Below are 22,843 nucleotides of genomic sequence, written 5' to 3' on the forward strand. Positions count from 1 at the left end.
GCAGATACCGTGCTCACAGCAGGCCTCCGCGGGAAAGGACCGACCGGATGCAGGTAAAGGAAAACTCCATGATCACGTGACAACACCGCAGCTCACGAAGTACCCGCCCCGCCCGCGCAGGGGTCGTCCGCCGCTCGGGCGGTAGCATCGGGCCCACGTCCCACCCGCCCCGCCCGCGCAGGGGTCGTCCACGCCGAGCCCGCGCCGCCGAACTCCGCAGCGAACCCGCCCCCGCCCGCGCAGGGGTAGCTCGCTCAGCCGGGCGGCGGCGACATGGTCCAGCCGCATCCGCCCCGCCCGCGCAGGCGTAGCTCGGGGGAACCGCAAGTGACCGCAACCCTTGGTCGCCTCCTGCCTGCGCGGGCTCGATCCCTCTGCGCGACCAGCGCGCCATGGCCGGCCCTTCGTCGGACTCGCCATGGGTGTGGGTGCTGGGGCTCTCAAGATCGTGGCCTCCGGGTTTGCGGGAGGCGCTCGGTCGCCGGGCTGTCCACTTTGGCGTCGTCCCCGTCCGCCCGGTACGACGGTCCGGCATCAGCTGGTCCGGCTTCGGGTGAACCGGCGACGCAGACGCAGCCCGGCAGATACCGTGCCCACAGCAGACCTCCCCAGGAGAGGTCCGACCAGATGCAAGTAAGAGGTCGCGCGGATAGGCGGCCGCTTGGCCGGCGTTGAGGGCGTGGACTCCAGCTAGGCTCAGAAGACCACCGGTTACAGAGCGCTATGAAGGAGCCATGGCCGTCACCTACTTGATGCTCGCGCGGCTGCCTGAAGGGGGCTTGGGCGCCTTCGACGCTTATGAAAGGGCTGTCCTGCCCCTTCTTGCCGAGCATGGAGGGCGTCTTGAGCGCCGACTTCGCACTCTGGACGATCAGGTCGAGGCCCACCTCATAACCTTTCCCAACAGCGAGGATCTCGCTGCCTACCGGGCGGATCCCCGGCGTGCTGCCGCTGCACCGCTGCTGGAGTCGTCCGGGGCAGCCGTCGAACTGCTCGCGGTCCGCGACATTTAGTAGGTGTCCTTCAACCGGGGGCGCCCCGAGTTCACCACCATGCCATCGATACGATCATGACCATGACGGCAGCGGAACCGACCATCGTCGCGACCTCCGGAGGACACCGGATCGGAGGCCGTACCAGGGTGGTGTTCGACGCCCTGGTACATCATGCGATCGACCTCTCCGGAGTCCATGGCCGACGCCCGCGCATCCTGTACGTCGGCACCGCCATCGGAGACGCCGAGCACTTCACCGCCCGTATGGCCGAGGCTGCCCGGGTAGCGGGATTCGATCTGACGCCTCTCCACCTGTTCCCCATGCCCAACGTGGAGGACGTCGAGGGCACCGTCCTCGACCACGACGTGGTCTGGGTCATGGGAGGCTCCGTGGTCAACCTGCTCGCGGTCTGGAGAGCGCACGGCCTGGACCACATCATGCACAAGGCATGGCAGGCCGGCGTCGTACTCAGCGGCGTCAGCGCGGGATCCCTCTGCTGGTTCCAGGGAGGCCCCACCGACTCGTTCGGACCAGAGCTGCGCCCGGTCACGAACGCGCTCGGGTTCCTGCCGTACAGCAACGGTGTCCACTACAACTCGGACGAGGGCCGACGTCCGCTGACGCACCGGCTTGTGGCTGAAGGCACCCTGCCGACGGCCCACTGCACGGACGACGGAGTCGGTCTGGTCTACCGCGGAACCGAGCTGGTGGAGGCCGTGACAGAAATACCGGGACGCGGCGCCTATCTGGTCACACGTGACGGGAACAGAGCCGTGGAGGAACGCATCGAGCCCCGCAGGCTGCCCGCCCACCGAGGATGACCCGCATCCCCACCCACAATCCCGACCGTCCGGCCGGGAATCACCCCGAAGATCCGGCACCAGATGCTCCTGATTCCGGTCCCGGCGAACCGGCGACACAGACCCGGCCCCGGCAGATACGGTTCGCTCAGCAGAAGCCCCACGGCGAAGGAGTCCGCGCGAAGGCAGGTAAAGGAAAACAGCATGATCACGTGACAACGCCCCAGGTCACAAAGGGTCTTCCCCGCCCGCGCAGGGGTCGTCCCTCGCTCCCGGGGCCAGTCCTCACCGGCCGGGTGTCCGCCCCGCCTGCGCAGGGGTCGCTCGTACTACCCCACCGGCAGGGGCGTTGTTGTCGAACTCCTACGACCCACCTGACCGGATCCCAGACGCTGCTCATGAACCTCACGTTCATGAGCAGCGCTCCCGGGGACGCCTTCCCCGCCACCGAGTACAGGGCTGCCTCGCCCCGCACGGATCGGAGCAGTCCTTGTATGTGCTCTCCGGCCCGAGGCGCGGCGTCGCGACTACGGAGTCCGGTGCCGACAGCCGCCTCCGCCGACCGGTTCGGTTCCCACCCGCCTCGGGCTCCTGCGGGGAACTGGTCCCATGGAGCTTGCCTGCTCCGCAGCGCTGGAGGGTGCCGCCCCGGCGGGCGTGATCGAATCTTCGACAGCCGTACGGTCATCCCCGGCCCAGCACCACAGGAGCAACGCGTCGGTGACGACCTCGCCCGAACTTGTCCCGTCGATGGGCGGTGTCTGCTCCAACTGGCGCCGCCGCGCAAACGGATGCCGCCGACCGGGGAAACCAGTCCGTGCCGGTCACCTGCCGGAGGTCGCCGCCGTGGTGGGCTTGACTGCGGCCAGTCTCTGGCGAGCCCGCCAACGCCGGTGGCCGGCACGGCCGACCCTGCGCTGGAGGACCTGTGCCCGACACCCCCACCCCGATCCCCATCCCTGTGTTCACCGAGTACGCCTGGCACCTCCCGTGCCCCCGGTGTGACGCCGAGGCCCGCCAACCGTGTCACGCTCCCCGCAAGCAGAGCCGGCGCGACCGGATCAACCGCCTCCTGGCCCGGAGCGGCCGTGACCCGGTTGCCGCGCCCGAGTACGGGTTCATGCACGCGGAACGTGCCCAGGCCGGTGTCCGTCACCGCGCCCGGGACATCGGTGCCGCGCCCTGGCCCGAGGACCGAGTCCCAGGTGTCCGGTACGACACTATCGATCGCGGCGAACCCCGGGACCTACCATCACGCCCGGACTTTCCCGAGCTGATCCTGGACCCTCATGATGTCGACCGGGTCGGTCGTGCCCGGCTCGGCGCCAGCCGGTACGAACGGGGGGCCGTTGCCTGGCCGTACGGCTTGGACGATGGTGTGGTCCGCGCGGTACGGAAGGACCCCGAGCGCCTGGCCACCGCTCTCACTCGTCTGGCTGTCGCCCGGTCCACCCTCGTGTCCTGGGCCGAGCACTACGGGCTCAAGTCCTCCCGCCGGGAACCGTGCTGCACACGCTGGCTCACCCGACCCGCTCACCGGGTATGCCGCCGCGACCCGATGACCGGCGACCGGGACTGCTGGGACGGGGACTCCTACGGCTGCGGCTGGCGTGACCATCCGATGGCCTGGACGACCAGCGAGGGACGGCCCGCCGCCCTCACCTCGGCCCCGTATCTGCCCCGCGAGGACGTTGCCGCGGAACTCGACTCCCTCACCGCGCGGGACAAGCGCCTGGCCTGGACCTCGGGCGGGCCCGGCTGGTACGGATTCCACACCCACCAGGTCATCACCTGGCGCCGGGACCTCCTCGGCGACATCGCCACCGCCGACCAGATCCGCAACGCCACCCAAGCCGCCCTAGACCCCACGCCAGCCGGAATCACTCCGCCCGAACGGGGGTAGGTCCGCAGACGGGTCACCTGCTCACGTGAGCAGGTGACCCGCCCCGCCAGCACGGAAGCGGCTCGGCATCAGAGCGAGCGAAAGCATGCCGGCGTACCGGACCAAGCAGGCCGCGTCGTGGGCGGACCGGCTGCCCGCGCTCACCGCGCGTCCGCTGGACGGCGACGCCACCGGGGCGGTGATCGCATGACCACCGGGCTGAGCGGTGTCGACCTCGCCCGCCAGGCCCTGGTCGCGGCCCGGGAAGCGGCGAAGAAGAACGGCGCCGCCAACCAGGAATCCGAAGCGGCGCACCACCACCGTCGTACGGCGCGACGGGCGTGAGCCGCTCGGGCTCGGCGGGGCGATCGTCATGATCATGACCGAGCGCGGCCTGATCGCCCTCACCGCCCCTCTCGGGGCATATCGCCACTTCCGAAGACGGTCCCCGCCAGCCCCGTCACCGATGTGTCCCCGGTCAGTTCACGCTGCGGCAAGGGCCTTCCACGCGGCGGTGACGCACCCCTCCTCCCAGTGCCACCAATCCTTTGCCTCACCGTGGACCAGGAGCCTGCGGATCTTCGGAAGATCCGCAAGAGGCGGGACGTCCAGGGCGACCATCCGGAACCGGTCGATTCCCTCACCCGCCGCACCGAGCCCGTGGAAAATGTTCAGCACGCTCTGACGGGCGGCGGCGGAGCCGCCGTCCTTCAGCACGATCAACCTGATCGTGCAGTGCTCCGAAGCCCGGACCGTGGCCCCCGCCCAGCGCACACCTTCCTCATCGGGCTCCACACGGAGGACGTCCCCGCAGGCCACCCCGCGGACGAACCAGGGCGTGTTGTCCAACCGCACCGTGCCATCACCGAGATCCACAGCCCACAGGCTCTCGACACTCGCAGGCGGCCAGCCGCCCTCATCTATGTCCATTCGGAAGTGGACCTTCACGTGGCCATCACTGACGCTCGTCATCGCATCATCATCCACAGCCATCGGCATCACGGGGAACGATCACCTCACGGACGGGAAGCGATCTTCAACGCGTCGCATTGCCCCTGATCAGCCTCACTCGTGAACACCCCTGCCGAGCATGATCGGCGACTCGGCGACGGTGCTGGATGTCCGGCTGTCTCCCCGGGCCCGTCTGCTGTACGCGGTGCTCCTGGCCAAGCTCGCCAGCACCTTCAGCCGCGAGAGCCGGGAGGAGGAGCTGCTCCAGGAGCTGCCCGTCCTCGTCGGCCTGGCCGACGAGGCGGCGGCGGAGGTTCAGTTGCTGGCGGGGGAGCTGGTCGAGTACGGCGTGCCCAGCCGGGTCGACCACGTGGTGCGGAACCGGGAGCCGATGTGGCGGGTGCATCCGGGCCCCCTGCCGACGGGGAACAAGCGGCGGGTGTGCCGTCCGTGCGCGGGCTGCGGCGCCTGCGTCTGCGCCGAGATCAGCATGGTGCCGTTCCCGGGCTTCATGGAGCCGCAGCGCGCGCCCTGTAGGGAGATCGCTGCCCGCTGAGGAAGAGGAAACTGCGACCTCCGGCGCCGGTAGGCCGGGGGCGGAGGCGTTCTGGAATGGAGGGGCCGGGTGGGGGAGAGGCGGGTGTTGGTGCAGGGGGTACGGCGCCAGCCGGGTCTACAACGGGGACTCGCACGGTCGGCGTCGGAGCGGAGGAGCACGGCATGTACGGGAACTGGTGGCGGGAACGCCCAGGTGCGGAGGACTGGAAGGCGGAGGTCGACGCGGCGGACGCTGTACGGGGCCCGGGGGTGCCCTTGGAAGAGCTGCCCCAGTTCGTCGAGAGCCAGCGGGCGTCGGTGCGGCTGGTGTCGCTGCTCCACTTTGGTCCTCCGGAGCCCGGTGTACTGAAGGAGGCAAGGTCGCTGAGCCGACGGCTGACCGGGCTGCTGCCCCAGCCGGGCCCGGACCTCTACTGCTACCAGGAGCGCTGGAAGAGCCGCGACCGGGAACAGCGCCTCGGGGCACTGGTGTGCAGCCGGCGGACCTGCGGCCGCTGCCTCCCGCTGAAGGCCGCCCTCGAACGCGGCGGCCTCGCGGGCTGAGGACCACCGGCCGGATCCTTGTGGCCTTGGCTTGGAGAGGTGAGCAATTCCGGAATCTGCTCACCGGCTTGGCGTCCGGGGCTACGGTGCCGGGACGGAGAACCGGGAGACCGCCATCACCACCGCCCGTGTCGGCCAGCGCGGGCGGCTGATCCTGCCCGCCCAGGTCCAGCGCGCCATGCGCATCACCCAGGGCGCGGTCGTCGCGCTGCGCACCGAGGCGGACGGCACCCTCGTCGTCGAGCCGCTGTGGGCGTTCCGGAACCGGATGCGTGAGAAGTACGCCGCCGCGCTCCTGGCGGACCATCTGCCCGCCGGACCGGCTCAGCTGTACGGCGGCGGCCGCGGCGCCGACTCCGCCGGAGACCGAGGAGCCGGCCGCGAGGCTCGGGCCGGTTCTTCAGCCGCTGCCAGAGCGTGATCCGGGTACAGGCCGCCGGGTGTACCAGGACGACACCCGGCTGGTGCTCACCGCGGGGGCGGTGCTCGCCTGGCTCGCCGGTCGCGATCCTCCGCCGGGTCCTCAACGACGACTCCTTGCCCCTGCGGGCCCGGGTCGCCGCCGCGCTCGTTCTCCTCTACGCGCAACCCGTCAGCCGCATCGTCCGCCTCACCATCGACGACATCACCGACGACGAAACCACCGGCACCGTCCAACTGGGAGACCCGCCGTCACCACTGCCGGAGCCCGTCGCCGACTTGATGCGGGCCTACATCCAGTCCCGGCAACACCTGCCCTACGCCAGCAGTAGGAGCTCACAGTGGCTCTTCCCCGGCCGTCAGCCCGGACAGCCGATGAACCCGGTCAGCCTGCAAGTCCATCTGCGTGAGATCGGCGTCCCTCCACAGCGCGGCAGGACCTCCGCGATCCGTCAGCTAGTCCTCCAAGCCCCGGCCCCGTCATCGCGAAAGCACTCGGCTACCACGGCAAGACCGCCACCCGCCTGGTGACCGAGGCTGGCGGAACCTGGAGCCGATATGCCCCCGGCGACCACACACGCTGACAGGGCTTCCGTCACCCCGGAGGAAGAAGCGATGCCTCAACATGTGGGCCTACCAGTTGGTCCCGAAACCCGTCGCGACCGCGTCACGGTGCTGCCACACTCGCGCCCATGAGCCATGACAGCGCCAAGACCATCGACGGAGTCACTGGCACTCACGTCATGGTCATCACCTACGAAGTGATGGACTGGGCAACGGAGGCGCTCCCGACGCACGTACCGGCGGACGGCCTGAAGAAGTTGAAGCTGGCCGCAGGCCAGCATCTCGCGGCGATGCTGACGACCGCCTATCTCGGCATCGTGCCGGTCGCCGTAGACGTCCACGGTGGCGTGGATCTTGTCTACCGCGTGGCGGACTCGGACAGCGACGTGCTGTCTTCGCTGATCGGCCGCAACGGTGTCGAGTTCGCTGACTTCGAGGTGAAGTCGATACCCGGTGGCTTCCGCGAGCACAACGCGGCGGCCTTGCGGGCACTGAAACGAGGTGAGGCGCCAAACACTCATTGGTCGACGGTCGTGTCAGCGAACGATGTCGTCGAGGCGGCCCAGCCAATGATCGCCAAGGCCGCGAAGCAGTTGCGGGACAAGTCATCGCCCGACAGGGCGCGGGTGGTGTTTATCGTGTCCCACTTTTTCGACCGGCCCTACGTGGGATGTCTCGACCCGGTGATCGCGCACACCTTGACTGCCCCGATGCTGCCAGACGAGGTCGACGCCGTGTGGGTGTTCTTCGCGCCCTCGCACCTGGTGGTGTGGGCAGCTGTCGAGCAGCACTGGACGCAGCTTCTTCTCGGCAGTTTTAAGGAGGACGGGGCGGCCCCGGAGGTCGACTTCGGCATGGAGCTGCTGCAGCACTACGAGGGGCTGTTTCTGCAGCGGGCGGGGATCGACGGGCCCTCGCCCTTCTACTACGGCGTCGGGTCTGCTGAGCACCCATCCGCGGTTAACGCAGAGTGACGGCGGCCCGCATCAGTCCGGAATACGCGACACCTCAACATGCGAGCGCACTCCCACGGCCGGACTCGCCATAAGAGGCGTGTTGCCGTTATGGCAACGGCAGTTGTTGCTCCATCGGCGGTGGGCGCAGCCTGATGTCCCGCCGACAGGCGACCGACATCGAGGAGGCCCCATCATGACCACCCGCGAGGACACCGGTACGACGCCGAGCGCCGCCGGCGCCGCGACACCGCCCAACGACCGCGTCCATCACATCCGCTCCGGTGAGCTGGACGGCTGGACTGCCATCAGCGGCAGCACGGTCGGCTCGAAGCAGCTCTGGATGGGGCTGGTGGAGAACCCGCCGGGGAGCGCGACGGACAACCACCACCACGGGGCGTCGGAGGCGGCGGTCGTCCCGTGTTCGTCTACCACGATGGCGCCCGGGAGGTGCGGATCACCGCCGCACCCGGCGACTTCCTGCTTGTCCCCCCGTTCGTACCGCACCGCGAGGAGAACCCCTCCCCGGACGAGCCCGTCGTCGTGGTGATCGCACGGACCACGCAGGAGCCGGTGAAGGTCTCGCTGCCCGAGCTGTACCGGCTCACGGAGACGGAGACCCGCTGAGAGGCGTGCCGGACGGCCGGAGAGTGCCGCGAGCGGGCTCCCCGGCCGTCCGGTCTCACGGGCAGACGCGCCGGTGCCGCTGGTCCGGCAGATAGAGCGACCGCTCGGCCGGGGTGAGGTTCCGGCCGAGCGCGCGGCAGATCTTGCGCATCGCCTCGGCGGGGCCCGGCGGCGGGGACCAGTGGAACAGCCAGTAACGCTAAGCGGTTGATCTTGGCCGCCTAGCACAGATGATCAGTGCTGTGCGGGGGTTCGGGGGAAGACCCTCGATCACTGCCGGGGAGTGGCTACCGTCCGGCCATGCCGGTGGAGTTTTTAACTGATGAGCAGGCCGAGGCGTACGGGAAGTTCGCCGAGGAGCCGACGAGGCCCGAGCTGGAGCGCTTCTTCTTCCTCGATGACGAGGACCGGAAGCTGATCGGGAAGCGGCGTGGGGATCACAACCGCCTGGGGTTCGCGGTCCAGCTGACGAGCGTGCGGTACATCGGGCTGTTCCTGGAGGACCCCCTGGCCGTGCCGTGGTCGGTCGTGGAGCATCTGGCCGAGCAGCTGGAGATCGGGGACGCCTCCCAGATCAAGCGGTACACGGAGCGGCGGCCGACGGCGTACGAGCACGCGTGGGAGATCCGGGAGGCGTACGGCTACCACCTGTTCGAGGACCGGTCCCAGGGCCGGAGGTTCCGGGCGTTCCTGCACGGGCGGGCGTGGACGGCGCACGCCGAGGGGCCGAAGGCGCTGTTCGACCACGCGGTGGGCTGGCTGCGCCGGCACCGGGTGCTGCTGCCCGGGGTGTCGGTGCTGGCCCGGCAGGTCGCCGAGGTCCGCGCCGTCGCGGACAGGAGGCTGCACACCACGGTCGCGCTGGCCGCCCGGCGGGTCGATCCGTCGCTGCCCGGGGACCTGGTGGCGACGTTGAAGAGGGTGGAGGGCAGGCAGTTCTCGGAGCTGGAGATGCTGCGCCGGCCGCCGACGCGGACCACGGGCACGGCGATGAAGGGCGCGTTGCAGCGGGTGGAGGACATCGCGGCGTTCCGGCTGGGGCGGGTGAAGCTGGACAAGGTCCCGCCGAACCGGCTGGCTGCGCTGGCCCGGTACGGGCTGGGGACGAAGGCGGTGAAGCTGGAGCGGGCCCCGGAGCCGAAGCGGACGGCGATGCTCACCGCGGTGATGCGGCACCTGGAGGCGAAGGCGATCGATGACGCGCTGGACCTGTTCGAGATCCTGATGGCCACCCGGTTGATCAGCACGGCGAAGAGGTCGAGCGAGAAGCAGCGGCTGGCGACGCTGCCGCAGCTGGAGAGGTCGTCGCGGATCGTGGCCAGGGCGGCGAGGGTGTTCATCGGGGAGCTGGAGCTGCTGGAGGAGACCGGCTGCGACGTGGACGTGGCCGCGTTGTGGCGGGCGCTGGAGGAGGTCGCGCCGCGGACCGCGCTCTCCAGCGCGGCGGCCGTGGTGGTGAGCCTGGTGCCGGAGGACGACGACACGGCGGAGACCGCGCTGCGGGGCGCGCTGGCGCTGCGCTACAACACGGTGAAGCCGTTCCTGTCGCTGCTGGGGGAGTCGAAGGCGCTGGACGCGGCGACGGGTGGGAAGCGGGTGCTGGCCGGGGTGCGGCGTCTTCCGGCGCTGGCGCGGCGGCGGGTGGGTGAGAAGCCGCTGCTGCCGCGGGAGGTGGACGACAAGCTGGTGCCGGGGCACTGGCGCCGGGTGGTGTACGCGAACGCGGAGCTGCCGCAGGGGGCGGTGGACCGGGACGCCTATGTGGTGTGCGTGCTGGAGCAGCTGTTCCGCGCGCTGAAGCGGCGGGATGTCTTCGCGTCCCCGTCGCACCGCTGGTCGGACCCGCGGGCCCGGCTGCTGGACGGCAGGGGCTGGGAGGCGGTGAGGGAGGACGTCCTGGCCGGGCTGAGCCTGGATGAGGACGCCGCACAGCACTTGGCGGAGCTGTGCGCGGTCCTGGACGCGACGTGGCGGCAGATGGCCGAGCGCCTGGAGGAGGCGGGCGCGGACGCGAAGATCAGCATCGAGGTCCAGCCGAACGGGCGGGCGAAGCTGAACGTGGAGAAGCTCCACGCTCTCGGCGAGCCGAAGTCGCTGAACTGGCTGCGCAAGACCGTGGAGAAGATGCTCCCGAAGGTCGACCTGCCGGATCTGCTGTTCGAGGTGCACGGCTGGACCGGGTTCCTGGACGCCTTCGTGCACCTGGGCGACGGGAAGACCCGGATGAAGGACCTGGCGACCTCGGTGGTCGCCCTGCTGGTGTCGGAGGCGTGCAACATCGGCATGACCCCGGTCATCAACCCGAATCTGGAGGCGCTGACCCGCGCCCGGCTGGTCCACGTCGACCAGTTCTACCTCCGTAGCGACACGATCGCCGCGGCGAACGCCGCCCTGATCGAGGCCCAGGCGAAGGTGCCGATCGTGCAGCACTGGGGCAGCGGCCTGCTGGCCTCGGTCGACGGCCTGCGCTTCGTCGTCCCGGTGCGGAGCATCAGCGCCGCCCCGAGCCCCAAGTATTTTGCGAGGAGGACTGGCATCACCTGGCTGAACGCGATCAACGACCAGGTGATCGGGATCGGGCAGATGGTGGTACCGGGCACGCCGCGCGACTCGCTGTTCATCCTGGACGCGCTGCTGAATCTGGACGGCGGGGTGAAGCCGGAGATGGTGGCCACCGACAACGCCTCGTACTCGGACATGGTCTTCGGCGTCTTCAAGATGCTCGGCTACCGCTTCTCCCCGCGGTTCAAGGACCTTGCCGACCAGCGGTTCTGGAAGGCGCAGATGCCCGGTGCCGAGGCGGCGGGCGGGTACGGGCCGCTGGAGGCGCTGGCCCGTAACAAGGTGAACGTGCGGAAGGTGCTCACCGCCTGGCCGGACATGCTGCGGGTGGCCGGTTCCCTGGTCACCAACCAGGTGAGGGCCTACGACCTGCTGCGGATGTTCGGCCGGGAGGGGCACCCGAGTCCGCTGGGGCAGGCGTTCGCCGAGTACGGGCGGATCGCCAAGACCCTCCATCTCCTGGCGGTGGTCGACCCGGTGGACGACACCTACCGGCGGCAGATGCACAAGCAGCTCACCGTGCAGGAGTCCCGCCACAAGCTCGCCCGCGAGATCTGCCACGGCAAGAAAGGCACCATCCACCAGGCGTACCGGGACGGGATGGAGGACCAGCTCGGATCGCTGGGCCTGGTGCTGAACGCCGTGGTGCTGTGGACGACGCGGTACATCGACGCAGCAGTCGAACAGCTCCGCGCCGAGGGCCACGAGATCCGGGACGAGGACGTCGCCCGGCTCTCCCCGCTGAAGCACAAGAACCTGAATGTCCTGGGCCGGTACAGCTTCACCTCCTCGACCCCGGCCGGCGGCGGTCTGCGCCCGCTGCGGGACCCGGACGCGGCCGAACTCGATGACGACGAGGACGGAAGCGACCCCTGGACCGGCACCCCGGGCGGCGGGACGTCGTTGGAGGGAACATGACGGCTTGTGATGCCTCGGGGAAGTCCTCCGGCGACGTGTTCACGGAACTGACGAAGGCGTGTCTCCACCTCAACGCGGCCAGAGCCCTGCTGGGCCCCAGTGCTGAGATTCCGTACGCGCCTTTGAGTCTGCTCACGATGTCCGACCAGGCCCAGACCTTCCTGGACGAGATCCGCGCGCTCCTGGTGGCCATGGGGCTCACCGACGCCGATCTCCAGGCCCTCCTGGGCCGGGACGAGTGACGGCCGTCGCTCACGGTGATTCTCATAAATGACCAGTTGCGAGAGTTCTGCGACAGCCCTGGGGGCGGCCGTGTTCCTGCGGGTCGCCATTCGCAGAACCCCTCTCAGAACTGACAGGTTCTGAGAGACAGTTCTGACAGACTGCCGGGGTGGATCTGACGCCCGAACAAGCCGCAAACGCGGTGGAACGAAACAACTGTCCGAAGTGTGAGGCCCCGGCGGGGAGCGCCTGCCGGACCCGGAGCGGGAAGTGTGCGACGAAGTACCACACCGCCCGCTTCATCCTTGTCCCCGCGCTCCGCGAGGAACTGGCGGTCGCCGTGCCGGACGACCGGGGCCCGGGGCACCCCTGGAAGCCGGGCCTGTCCCTCGAAGCGGTCCCGGCCGCCGCGGCGGCGAAGCCGATCCGGATCGGGTACGCCCGCTGCTCGACCGCGGGCCAGGAACTCGCCTCCCAGCTCGCCGCCCTCGAACCGGTCTGCAAGCGGATCTTCTCCGAGAAGATCAGCACCCGCATCCGGACCCGGCCCGAGCTGGAGAAGGCCCTCAGGCTGGCGTACGACATCAAGGAGGCCGCCCCCGACCAGGAGGTCATCCTCACCGTCCACGAACTCAAGCGCCTCGCCCGCAACGCCGCCGAGCTGATGACGCTGTCCGGCCAGCTCCAGGACGCCGGCGTCCAGCTCGAACTGCTCACCGGCCCGCTCACCGGCATCTACGACCCGGGCGGTATGGGCGCCATGTTCTTCGCCGTCCTCGCCGTGGCCGCCCAGCTCGACCGCAACTACATCCGGGAGAAGACCCTGGAGGGCCAGCAGGCGGCCACCGCCAAGGGCAACCACGGCGGACGGCCCAAGGTCATCGACGACGACTCCCTCGTCTTCGCCCGCGCGCTCAAAGACCGCGGCGTCCCCGTCCCCGAGATCGCGGGCAAGCTCACCATCAAGACCGGCAAGAACGCGGGCGACGCCCCCTCGGTCGCCTCCCTGTACCGGGCGCTCGCCGAAGCAGAGGCGAACGACGCGCCCGAGGGCGCGACGGTCATTGGCCCCCGCCGCCCCCACCAGCCCCGCCCATGAGGATCCGCATTCATCCCTGGACAGTGCGGCTCACCCCGGTTCCAGCCCCGTAGCCGGTCACGCGCTCGGATCTCCGGGGGGCGCGCGGCCTGCGGGTTTCGGAGGGGCGCCTGCCTCACGGGGTGTACTCGACCTGGTCCGCGCGGATCCACCAGAGCTGGACGGCGTCACGGAGGAACGAGGTGCTCGACCCGATGTGGCCGAACCCGCACGGCTCCCAGATCTCAATGGGGTCGCTGCCGTTCTGGCAGTACTTGTCCAGTCGCTCGTCCAGGCCCAGACAGGAGTTCTGATGGATGTTCCAGGTTTCGCGCTCGATCAAGCGGTCCCCGAGCTTCCAGAAGGTCGGCGCGCCGTTGAGGGGGGTCACCCGGTACTGCCCGGACGCACACTGCACAGCGGGCGTGCCGGCCGGGGCGGACTGCAGGGTGGGCGCACCGGCCGCAGTCGCGCTCGTCACCGCCCCGGTCAGCATCAGCACCGTGGCGCCCGCGGCAAGGATGTGCCGCCGGGACCGGGCACCCCAGTGTCCGCGCATCAGACCAGTCGGCGTTCTCTCACGCATCTCCGCACATCTCCGCGCTCTGTCCAGGCCCCCCTTCCCGGCCGACGCTAGACCGGACCCGGCAGGGCCGCCAGCGGGACCGTGGCCGCCCGCTTCCTCCACGATCTGCTCAAGACGCGCGCGTTCGAGGCGAGCCCGTCGGGCGAGCCGGTGCTCGACGCGCTGGCTGATCAGCATCTTCCGCATCCCGGGGGAACCTCAGGGGTGGGAACACGGCAATGTGTCCCCACTGCCCGGCGAAACTTCCCCAGCGCGCCGAAGCGCACCTCGTCTGGACCGTCATGGCCCTGATGACGCGGCGGCCGGCGAAACCGGTGGCGGACTGGCGTGCGCCCTCACCGTCTTCACCGGCACCGCCCCGGAGCGTCCGCCTCCGCCCCTGGACGGTCCGTCTCACCGCCACATCTGCTCCAGCCAGGTGAGTCGGCCCCGGGCCGACGCCCAGCCCTCCGGCTCTGCCGCGGCGACACCGGCCGTACTACGGCAGAGCCGGGAAGGAGGTACGCGGACGGCCTGCGGGGGTCAGGAGACGGTGCAGTTGGTGACGGTGCCGGTGCCGGCTGGGCGGATGTCGCATTCGTTGGTGCCGCCCCCGCCGTCCACGGTGCCCGCGTTGCCGGTGTTGCCGGATCCCAGGAAGGTCTGGCGGAAGCCGCCGTTCAGGTTGAAGGTGTCGTCGGCGGGGCCGCCGGTGATGGTTCCGCCGCTCGCGTTGCCGTCGCCGCCGAGCGCGAGCGTGCCAGCGCCGCCGGTGACGGTGACGGTGGGCGCGCCCTGTCCGATGGTGATCCTCCCGGTGTTCCCGGCGGCTCCCCTCCCCGTGAGGAGCTGGTATCCGCCGGTGACGCTGACGGTGCTGGGGCCGGATCCTGTTTCGATCACTCCTGTATTCCCGGCACCAGGTGTGGTGCCGTATCCCCCGGTGACCTCAACGTGGCTGGTGAGGCCGGCCAGGGTGCTGATGGTGCCCTCGTTGCCGGGGTGGGGCACAACGGCCACGAGCCTTCTGGCTGGCTTGAGGTTGACGGTGCTGTCGGTGCCGGAGCCCCGGATCGTTCCTGTGGGGGTGTTGGGCCGCTGTCCGGTGACGGTCGCGGTGGACCGGGCGGCCTGGCGCAGGTCGATGAGGCCGGCGTTGCTCCCGTCCCGGGTGAGCAGACTCACGCTGTGAATGCCGCTCGCGGTGGAGACGATGGTGCCGTTGTTGCTCCCGTCGAGTTCGAAGTTGACGGTGCCCGCTCCGAGATTGACCACGCCGGTGGCGCTGACGCCCACCTGGATGAAGACGGTGTCGTTGGTGCCGAGGGAGGTGATCGTGCCGTCGAGGGTGTTGGTGCCGATGAAATTCTCCCCGCCGCTGCCGCCCTGGACGGTGTCTCCCGCTCCGATGCCCTGCGGACATTCGATGTCGTTGTTCCGCCCGCTCGGAGCGGTGATCGTGAAATTGTTCGCGGCCGTCGCGGACTGCGCGGTGCCGTTGACGGTGCAGGTGGTCGTTCCCGCCGCACGGGCAGGAGCAGCGCCGGCGAACGCGGCCACGAGCACGGCAGCGGCGCCGAGCAGGACCGGCCGCCCGTAACGGGCCGCTGGGGGCAGGGAGCGCGCGGCGGTCGATGGCATCATGGTGATCGTTCTCCATTCTCCGGTGCGGCCCCGTGACGCGGCGACGGGCCGGCACGCACACGCCCGGGCAGGGATGTCGTCCTCAGCACACTCCTGTATTACGCACTGCGCACACACGGCGCCGCCGAACGGGCAGCACGGACCCGTGCCACGCCGTCCGGGAACGGTGAGTTGTCTCGTCGCGGACGGTACCGGTGAATTCCACTGTCCGTGGGGGTTGTGCGGCGGCACCGGTCACGGCATCGGGATCCTCCACGGGGCAGTCGCCGCCGGTGTGCGCTGACCGGCTTCGCTGGCGATGAGCTGGGCTGCCGTCCACATGGTGAGCGGATCACGGTCTGGCGAGCGGTCTTCGGACCTGGGCCTGTCAGCGATCCGTCTGCCCTCGCCGCCGTTCCAGCCCTCCTCACGGCAGTGGCGCCACGGTCTCCGGTCTCCGGGGTGTCGGCTATGCCCGCGACGCCTACCCCCGGACTGGACTGCGTCAAAGGAACCGGCTGTCCGCGGTCCGTTTCCGGTTCGTCCCTTCGGCCCCGCCGGGTGTTTCGGCGGGCGGGAGTGCACGGTAGTCATGAGGCCATGAACGCGCAGGAGCAGGGCCAAAGGGCCACCGAAGGGGCCGGGTCCGCTTTTCAGAACGTGTCGTTCCCGAGTGCCGGCACGACCGCACACGGCTATCTCGCCGTGCCGCCCGCCGGGCACGGCCCGGGCGTCATCGTGATCCAGGAGTGGTGGGGCCTGACCGCCCACATCAAGGACATCGCCGACCGCCTCGCCCGGGAGGGCTTCGTCGCACTCGCTCCCGACCTGTTCGGCGGCCGGGTCGCCCACGACTCCGGCGAGGCGGTGCGCATGATGGGCGAACTGCCCACCGTGAGGGCCGTCGGACTGCTCTCCGGCGCCGTGGACTATCTGCTCGCGCGGCCCGAGACGGACGGTGACACGATCGGAACCGTCGGCTTCTGCATGGGCGGGGGATTCGTCCTCAGCCTTGCCGCCCAGGACCAGCGGATCTCCGCGGCCGTGCCGTTCTACGGCGTCAACCGGGACGGCATCCCCGACTTCTCCCGCCTCACGGCACACGTCCTCGGCCACTACGGCGGGCAGGACGACACCGTTCCTCCCTCTTCCCTCGGCGAGCTGCGGACCGCGATCGAGTCCCAGTCCGGCAGCACCCCGGTCCTCCACCTCTACCCGGACGCGGGCCACGCCTTCTTCAACGACACCCGCCCCGAGGCATACCACGCCGAATCCGCCGCGCTCGCCTGGCAGCGTACGACCGACTTTCTCCGTTCCCGGCTCGGCACCTCCGCCTGACACAGCGGCTGCCGGCGTCCCGCACCGCACGGGCGAGCCACCACGCCGTCCTGCCGAGTGGGCCGGCCGGAGCGCTCGGCCCGCACGCTTCGCGTTGCGCTGTCCGGGACCGGCTCAGGCCGCCAGAGCCGCGTCGGGAGGTGAACGCCCCACCACTTTCAAGCTGTCCCTGCCGCCGGCGCCTCGTGCCCGGCCGGCCGTCGGGTCCATGCGCTTCGGGGTACGGCAGTGTTCTGAGCTGGACCTGACATTTCGACTATCGTTGTCTGTATGTCAGCACTCCCCGCGGCGCGGCGTGACCGCTTTTTCCAGGCGGCCGTCGACTGCTTCGTCCGTTACGGCTACCGGCGCACGTCGATGGAGGTTCTCGCGCAGGCGGCGGACATGTCCCGCCCTGCCGTCTACCAGTACTTCCGCAACAAGGAAGAGGTGTTCCGGGCCGCCGTCGCATGGGGTCTGGAGGGCTTGGCCGAGGAGGCGGAGCGGGAGGCGGGAGGGCCGGGCGGAGCCGCGGAGCGGCTGTCGGCCGTGCTGGGGGTGGTACTGCGGATCCACGGGGACGATGTCGCCGGCCGTCGGGAGCACGCGAGATTCCACGCCGAACTGATGGACGAGACCTACGCGCGTGCGCGTGACATCTGGACCGCTTTCGAGGGCCGGATCCTGGGTGCGCTGCGCTCGGTCCTGGCGGACGGCGGCGCTCCTCTTCCGCGGTCCGCGCCGCCCGCGCGCACGGCGGACGTGGCGACGGTGCTCCTCTGCGGAGTGCAGGGCATCGCGCTCCACCCCGGAGCCGTGAAGGAGCGGGAGCGGCTTCTGGGCCTCTTGATCGCCATGACCGTCGGAACCTGACCCCTATTTCACTCTGACATTTCTCGTCTATTCTGTCAGGATAGTCCGGCCGCGTCCACGCTCCATGCCCGTGGCCCCCGGCCGGGAATCAGTCAGGACGGAACGAAGGAGTCCTCATGACGACATCCAGGCAGGCGGCGGCCGAGGGCGCGGGCCCGGTGGTCCGCACCGTGTCCGGCGTGGTCCGCGGACGCACGGAGGAGGGCCTGGCCGTGTTCCGCGGCATCCCCTTCGCGCGGCCACCGGTCGGCGAGGCGCGTTTCGCCGCGCCCCGCCCTCCGGAGCCCTGGGACGGGGTGCGCGACGCGTTCTTCTTCGGCCCGCCGCCGGTGCAGACCCCGCTGCAGATGGTCGCGCCGGCCACGACGGAGACGGATACACCGGGCGGCGACGACTGGCTGACGGTGAACATCTGGAGCCCCGAGCCCGCTGCGGGTGCGCGGCTGCCGGTCATGGTGTGGATCTACGGCGGCGGCTACACGATGGGCATGTCCGGCGAGTACGACGGCGCCAGGCTCGCCCGGGAGGGCGGGGTCGTCCTCGTCACCCTCAACTACCGGGTCGGCTTCGAAGGGTTCGGCCACATCGAGGGCGCTCCCGCCAACCGCGGCCTGCTCGACCAGATGTCCGCGCTGGAATGGGTGCAGGGCAACATCGCCGCCTTCGGCGGCGACCCCGGCCGGGTCACGGTCTTCGGCGAGTCCGCCGGAGCGGGTTCCATCGCCGCCCTCCTGGCCGTCCCGCGCGCCCGGGGGCTGTTCGGCCGCGCCATCGCGCAGAGCGTGCCGGGCACCTTTCTTTCCCCGGAACTGGCGGCGGACATCGCCTCCACCATCGCCTCCTCCCTGGGCGCGAAGGCGACCGTGACGGACCTCGCCGCCGTGTCACCGGCAGCCCTCGCGCAGGCCGCCGGCGCGCACGCCGCCGCATCCCGGCAGTACGCCGGGCGCTGGGGCGCCATCGCCGACACCTCCATGCTCATCTGCCCCGTCGTCGACGGCGACGTCCTGCCGGCGGCGCCCTGGCAGGACGTGGCCGCGGGCTCGGCCCGCCAGGTGGACCTGATCGTCGGACACACCCGCGACGAGTTCCGCCTGGCCCTCGTCCTCGGCGGGCTCCTCGGCACCGTGACCGGGGACCAGGCACATGCCGCGCTCAGCTCCCTGGCCCCCGCCCCGGACGGCGAGCGCGCCTATCGCCAGGCATTCCCCGAAGCCTCGGACGAGCACCTGTACGAACTGGTGCACTCCGACTGGCTGTTCCGTATGCCCACCGTCCACCTCGCCGAAGCCCAGGCCGCGGCCGGCGGACAGGTACACGCCTACGAACTCACCTGGCCCGCACCCGCCTTCGACGGCCTGCCCGGGGCCTGCCACGGCCTGGACGTCCCGCTCACTTTCGGCGACTTCACCACCGAGGCCAGCGCGACGCTCATCGGCGGCGACGCCCGCCACGACGCCGAGGCCCTGTCCGCCCGCTTCCGCCGGGCATGGACCTCCTTCGCCACGGACGGCGACCCCGGCTGGCCCCCCTACCGCCCCCCGGGCCGCCTCACCCAGCTCATCGACACCGAAACCCGGACCGCTCCGTACGCCAACGAGGAATCCCGCCGGATCTGGGCGAACCACACCTTCACCGCAATGCCCCTGCTCCACCCGTAGAAGGCACCGGCAGCCGCGACGGGCGCGAACCCGGGCCAGGACACCCCGGCGGCGCAGAGCCCCGACAAGGGCAGCCGTCCCCGGAGTCCCGGAGCCGCACAAGGAGAACCCGAAATCACCCAGCACCGGGCACCGGACAGGATGGACCGCATGTCTCGCGCTCCGCACCCCGCTCCTTCCCTGTCCCGGCCCCGAGGCGGGGCTGGTGGGAAAGGAGCACTCCGATGGTCAGGCACTCTCCCCGCCAACGGTGGAAGGGTCACGATCTGATGTGCAACGAGCACAAACTCAAGGGAGCGGGACGGGCGGCCAGGACACCGTGGCGCGAACTGCGCAAACTCGGCCACAAGCGGCGCGTCTCCCGCCGCTCCCCGGGCGACTGACCCGTCTGCCCGGAGTCCCGGAACGACGGCCGCTCCGGCGGTATCGCGGGCAGCGGCAGCCGGCTCGGCACACCGCAGGGCGGGTGGACAGCCCTCATTCCGCAGACCCGGCGCGGCGATGCCCGCCGGGTCCGTGTGGGGTGAACGCGCGAAATGTCAGAAACTCGACGCCGGCTTCTCCGGAGCCAGCGAGTTGCCCGCGGGGATCCGGCCGCAGTCCGATGGCGGGGTCCTGCCCGCGAACCGGTCGTTGAGCCAGTCCATCGCGAGGGGCGCCCAGGGCACAGCGGCGCCAGCGTGGCTGAGCAGGCCGTACTGCCGGTACTTGATCGACTTGTTGCCGTCGCCGCAGTACTGCCGGGCCAGCGTCCGCACGTCGCCGGCGACCATGACCCCGTCACCGGTGCCGATGCCCGGAAGGTTGCTGAGAGTTCCTTCCAGTACGCCCCCGTTGCCCTGCGCGATGAAGCCGGGGATGGTCGGGGTGGGGGCCGAACCGAGGTTGAGCTTGTTCACCGCCTCGACGAACCCGGGTACGGAGTTCGGGTCGGCGTACTGCGGCTTCGCCAGCTTCTTCCACGTCAGCCCGGGGTACTGCCCCAGCACATTGATGATCGATCCGCGCTCAAGCCTCTTGTACACCTTCAGCCCGTAGCCGCTCATGTAGGGCTTCAGGTCGATGTCGTAGGCGCGCGCGGCCCCGATCAGGGCCATGGGGATGACACCGGCCCAGACGAGACTGCCGGAGACGTACTTGAGGTTGTGTGCCGGGGCGACGAGCAGACCGCCCTCGGCGAAGCCCACCAGCCTGCGGTTGACCTCCGGCGCGTAGCCCGGCGCGAGCACGGAGGCCCAGTGGGTGGCGATGGCCCCGCCGGAATAGCCGATCAGGCCGAACCGGGTACCGGTGTTCATGCCGGTCTCCGGGGACCGGCTGGCGGCCCGGATCGAGTCCAGCGTGTTGGTTCCGTACTCCGGACCGGCCGCGAAATTGGCGTTCTGCCCCTGGGTGTCCGGGATGACGACGTCGTAGCCCTGCAGCAGCAGCGGCACCAGGACGAGGGACTCGGCGTTCGGGATGAGTCCGCCGAGCGTGACGTCACCCGCGATGGCCCGGGACGGACCGTCCGCGGGATTGAGGGAGTCGTAGGCCGACTGGTACGACACCGCCTTACGCCCGTCACCACCGGGGCTGCGCACCACCGAGGTCACACCGGCGGACGGGCGGCCCTGGGCGTCGGTGGTGCGGTAGAGCAGCTGGATCGCCCTGACCGGCGTCGGAATGCCGACGACGTGGTACGGCAGCGTCCGCGTTTTGAGCACCGCGCCCGGCGCGAACGAGGACAGGGGCCTGCCGCCGTCGTAGGTGTAGAACGAATCGTCCGACCCGGCCGTCGACGGCGCGGGCGGGGCGGCCACGGCCGCGCTCACCGGAGCGGCGCTGATGGCCAGCGCGGTGGCGACTGCGGTTGCCAGTGGCCTCATCGCGATCGTGTGCATGACTTCCCTCGGCTCGGTGACGGGATCACAGGGATGACTGCTGCGAGTTACCATGGGTAACAGTCATGCAAATTACCACTGGGTAAGGCGGATGCCCAGAGGTGCGACAGGCCCCGGGACGGGCATCGCGAAGTCCTCCGCGCGGATGCCGGATATCACTGCCGACGTAGGGGTGGGTAACTCGCCGGCGAGCCGGTGCCGACCGGGTCCGGCACCCGGGGGCGCAAGCGGCCCGTCTTCCCCGTTGGCGACCCGGCACCTCCCGAGGCGCCGGCCGAACCGCCGTCGGCGCGGGCCGGCCTCGGGGACCAGCGGAACAGGCAGTGACACCAAGCACGTGTTCCTGGGCTTCGGGCAGGTCAGGGCGGGATTGTTGGGCAACGGGGAGGGCTCCGGCAGATGGTCTGCCGGAGCCCTCGTGATGGCCAACAATCCCGCCCGCGTCCGGCTTCCTTCGTGCGGTACGGTGCGGGGCCCGGGGAGTCCCGGCCGGGCAGGGCGTCAGCGGTCGATGCTCGCCCGTACGGTGCGCACGAGGCCGGCGTCGTCGCGCATGACGGAGGGGACCTTGGCGTCGAGGCGGCCCTGGCCGTGGTCCTCTCCGCAGGGGCAGACGCTCCACCAGTCCTTCTCGATCCGCTGAGCGACCCGTTCCAGGATCTGCGCGGTCTCGTCCCAGACCCCGGCGGGGATGGGGGCGAGTGGCTGGTCCAGTTCCGCGATGGCGGCGCCCATCTCGCAGATCAGATCGATGGCGTGCTGGGCGGTGCGGGAGTCGCCGTTGCTGGTGGCGTACTTCGCGGCTTGGGCCAGGGCCATCAGCGGGCGGCCGGTGACCGTCCGGTCGGTGGGCACCGTACGGGCATCCCGGCGGAAGGGGCGGACGCCGTGGGCGCCCTCCGAGCCGTCGGTGGACTCGGCACCGGCCCTGGCGATCCGGTCGGCGACGTGCGCGGGGTCGATGTAGCGCAGGGCGGAGCGGGGCTGGATGTCCATCCGTTCGGCGACGGTCGTCACCGTGTGGGCGAGGGCGTTGCGCACCCCGACGGGCACCACGTCCAGGCTGCGGGTGAGCAGTTCGGCTTCGGTCTGCGCGAGGAGGGCCTTGAAGCCCTGGGTGTTCCTGATGTCCGCCACGGGGCGAGCCTACGGGCTGCCACGTGACGGCCTGGCCCGTTGACGCCCCGTCGGTAACCAGCGGGCTCGTTGCCCACAATCGCGCCCTGACGTGCTGGAAGCCCAAGATCACGCGCTTAGCGTTACTGGCTGTTCCCCTGGTCCCCGAGGCCGGCCCCGCCCGCGCAGGGGTAGCTCTCCGCAGGATGCGGCGGCGGCTGCTGGCAGAGGATCCGCCCCGCCGGCGCAGGGGTAGCTCCTACAGAGATGTGTACCAAGGTGGCTCCGTTCCGTGACCGGGTGCGGTCCCGTAATGTCTGCTCTCTCAAGATCGGAGAACGGTGGAAGGGGATCTTTTGGAGGAGAGTGAAGCGCGGAGACGTGCGGAAGAGTTCGGCCGGGCCCTGACCGACCGTTGGGATGAGTGGGCCTTCGAGCTTGGCCTCGTGGCGACCCCGTCCAGCAGGGGTGTCTATGGCTTTACCTGGTATCCCACGGTGAAGGACGAGCGGGGGCGCCGGATCAGCGTCGGGGGGAACTGGCCCATCATCGTCGACCAGAACACCGGGGCATGCCGACTCGTGCACGGGACGGAGGAGATGGCCGCGCTCAGGGGCAAGTCCGGAGCTGATGTGGTCCGTTTCCACGACGCCCGCACTCGTCGCCGGCGCCGCAACAGTCGCTAGCCCGGCGGGCCCCCGCCGGATCCGACATCCTCATCTTCCCCGCCCG

Annotated in this window: 20 protein-coding genes and 1 pseudogene; 16 read left to right on the forward strand and 5 right to left on the reverse strand. The window is 70.3% G+C overall.

Annotation, left to right across the window (positions count from 1 at the left end; translation table 11 throughout):
- Positions 1 to 734 precede the first annotated feature (734 nt).
- From ABT354_RS35830 to ABT354_RS35845, 4 genes are all read left to right on the forward strand, one after another.
- Positions 735 to 1,013, forward strand: a complete 279-nt coding sequence (locus ABT354_RS35830) for a hypothetical protein (protein WP_351501781.1) — start codon at positions 735 to 737, stop codon at positions 1,011 to 1,013.
- Between the two features lie 62 nt (positions 1,014 to 1,075).
- Positions 1,076 to 1,816: a Type 1 glutamine amidotransferase-like domain-containing protein gene (locus ABT354_RS35835; protein ID WP_351501783.1), complete on the forward strand. Its 741-nt coding sequence runs from the start codon at positions 1,076 to 1,078 to the stop codon at positions 1,814 to 1,816.
- Positions 1,817 to 3,161: 1,345 nt separating this feature from the next.
- Entirely contained in the window at positions 3,162 to 3,698 is a 537-nt protein-coding gene (locus tag ABT354_RS35840; protein WP_351501785.1) for a hypothetical protein, read from the forward strand.
- A gap of 186 nt (positions 3,699 to 3,884) precedes the next feature.
- Positions 3,885 to 4,022, forward strand: a complete 138-nt coding sequence (locus tag ABT354_RS35845; RefSeq protein WP_351501787.1) for a hypothetical protein — start codon at positions 3,885 to 3,887, stop codon at positions 4,020 to 4,022.
- Positions 4,023 to 4,160: 138 nt separating this feature from the next.
- Here ABT354_RS35845 and ABT354_RS35850 read toward each other — a convergent pair whose 3' ends face one another.
- Positions 4,161 to 4,649 (reverse strand): DUF4265 domain-containing protein, encoded by a 489-nt coding sequence (locus ABT354_RS35850; RefSeq protein ID WP_351501828.1) that lies wholly within the window; start codon positions 4,647 to 4,649, stop codon positions 4,161 to 4,163.
- 118 nt (positions 4,650 to 4,767) lie between these two features.
- Between ABT354_RS35850 and ABT354_RS35855 the strand changes: the two genes are divergently transcribed.
- The 8 genes and pseudogenes from ABT354_RS35855 (at position 4,768) to ABT354_RS35890 (ending at position 13,094) form a co-directional block, all read left to right on the forward strand.
- Positions 4,768 to 5,184 (forward strand): hypothetical protein, encoded by a 417-nt coding sequence (locus ABT354_RS35855; RefSeq protein ID WP_351501789.1) that lies wholly within the window; start codon positions 4,768 to 4,770, stop codon positions 5,182 to 5,184.
- A gap of 164 nt (positions 5,185 to 5,348) precedes the next feature.
- Positions 5,349 to 5,729 (forward strand): hypothetical protein, encoded by a 381-nt coding sequence (locus tag ABT354_RS35860; RefSeq protein WP_351501791.1) that lies wholly within the window; start codon positions 5,349 to 5,351, stop codon positions 5,727 to 5,729.
- A 115-nt stretch (positions 5,730 to 5,844) separates the two neighbouring features.
- The gene (locus tag ABT354_RS35865) at positions 5,845 to 6,150 is read left to right on the forward strand and encodes an AbrB/MazE/SpoVT family DNA-binding domain-containing protein (protein WP_502983569.1); all 306 of its coding nucleotides are present in this window, start codon (positions 5,845 to 5,847) and stop codon (positions 6,148 to 6,150) included.
- Positions 6,151 to 6,841: 691 nt separating this feature from the next.
- Positions 6,842 to 7,687: a hypothetical protein gene (locus ABT354_RS35870; protein ID WP_351501795.1), complete on the forward strand. Its 846-nt coding sequence runs from the start codon at positions 6,842 to 6,844 to the stop codon at positions 7,685 to 7,687.
- A gap of 175 nt (positions 7,688 to 7,862) precedes the next feature.
- Positions 7,863 to 8,293, forward strand: a pseudogene (locus ABT354_RS35875) (cupin domain-containing protein).
- A gap of 300 nt (positions 8,294 to 8,593) precedes the next feature.
- The gene (locus ABT354_RS35880) at positions 8,594 to 11,773 is read left to right on the forward strand and encodes a Tn3 family transposase (RefSeq protein WP_351501797.1); all 3,180 of its coding nucleotides are present in this window, start codon (positions 8,594 to 8,596) and stop codon (positions 11,771 to 11,773) included.
- Positions 11,770 to 12,015, forward strand: coding sequence for a hypothetical protein (locus ABT354_RS35885; RefSeq protein WP_351501799.1), 246 nt, complete (start codon positions 11,770 to 11,772; stop codon positions 12,013 to 12,015). Before ABT354_RS35880 ends, ABT354_RS35885 begins: the two co-directional genes overlap by 4 nt.
- Positions 12,016 to 12,164: 149 nt before the next feature.
- The gene (locus ABT354_RS35890; RefSeq protein ID WP_351501801.1) at positions 12,165 to 13,094 is read left to right on the forward strand and encodes a recombinase family protein; all 930 of its coding nucleotides are present in this window, start codon (positions 12,165 to 12,167) and stop codon (positions 13,092 to 13,094) included.
- A 115-nt stretch (positions 13,095 to 13,209) separates the two neighbouring features.
- Here the strand turns inward: ABT354_RS35890 and ABT354_RS35895 are convergent, their stop codons facing one another.
- Positions 13,210 to 13,659 (reverse strand): hypothetical protein, encoded by a 450-nt coding sequence (locus ABT354_RS35895; protein ID WP_351501803.1) that lies wholly within the window; start codon positions 13,657 to 13,659, stop codon positions 13,210 to 13,212.
- 522 nt (positions 13,660 to 14,181) lie between these two features.
- Positions 14,182 to 15,282, reverse strand: a complete 1,101-nt coding sequence (locus ABT354_RS35900) for a hypothetical protein (RefSeq protein ID WP_351501805.1) — start codon at positions 15,280 to 15,282, stop codon at positions 14,182 to 14,184.
- A gap of 579 nt (positions 15,283 to 15,861) precedes the next feature.
- Between ABT354_RS35900 and ABT354_RS35905 the strand changes: the two genes are divergently transcribed.
- From ABT354_RS35905 to ABT354_RS35920, 4 genes are all read left to right on the forward strand, one after another.
- Complete coding sequence (locus ABT354_RS35905) at positions 15,862 to 16,599, forward strand: dienelactone hydrolase family protein (RefSeq protein ID WP_351501807.1); 738 nt, start codon at positions 15,862 to 15,864, stop codon at positions 16,597 to 16,599.
- Between the two features lie 270 nt (positions 16,600 to 16,869).
- Positions 16,870 to 17,451, forward strand: a complete 582-nt coding sequence (locus ABT354_RS35910; RefSeq protein WP_351501809.1) for a TetR/AcrR family transcriptional regulator — start codon at positions 16,870 to 16,872, stop codon at positions 17,449 to 17,451.
- A 116-nt stretch (positions 17,452 to 17,567) separates the two neighbouring features.
- Complete coding sequence (locus tag ABT354_RS35915; RefSeq protein WP_351501811.1) at positions 17,568 to 19,112, forward strand: carboxylesterase/lipase family protein; 1,545 nt, start codon at positions 17,568 to 17,570, stop codon at positions 19,110 to 19,112.
- 224 nt (positions 19,113 to 19,336) lie between these two features.
- The gene (locus ABT354_RS35920; RefSeq protein ID WP_351501813.1) at positions 19,337 to 19,495 is read left to right on the forward strand and encodes a hypothetical protein; all 159 of its coding nucleotides are present in this window, start codon (positions 19,337 to 19,339) and stop codon (positions 19,493 to 19,495) included.
- 156 nt (positions 19,496 to 19,651) lie between these two features.
- On the opposite strand, the gene ABT354_RS35925 is transcribed toward ABT354_RS35920, so the two are convergent.
- Both ABT354_RS35925 and ABT354_RS35930 read right to left on the reverse strand, forming a co-directional pair.
- Positions 19,652 to 20,980 carry a lipase family protein gene (locus tag ABT354_RS35925; RefSeq protein WP_502983568.1) on the reverse strand — a complete coding sequence of 443 codons (1,329 nt, stop codon included), beginning with the start codon at positions 20,978 to 20,980 and terminating at the stop codon, positions 19,652 to 19,654.
- Positions 20,981 to 21,496: 516 nt separating this feature from the next.
- Positions 21,497 to 22,132, reverse strand: a complete 636-nt coding sequence (locus ABT354_RS35930; RefSeq protein ID WP_351501817.1) for a hypothetical protein — start codon at positions 22,130 to 22,132, stop codon at positions 21,497 to 21,499.
- Positions 22,133 to 22,843: the final 711 nt, after the last annotated feature.

Source organism: Streptomyces sp. NPDC000594 (assembly GCF_040299965.1).
In the GTDB taxonomy this organism is placed as follows: Bacteria; Actinomycetota; Actinomycetes; order Streptomycetales; family Streptomycetaceae; genus Streptomyces.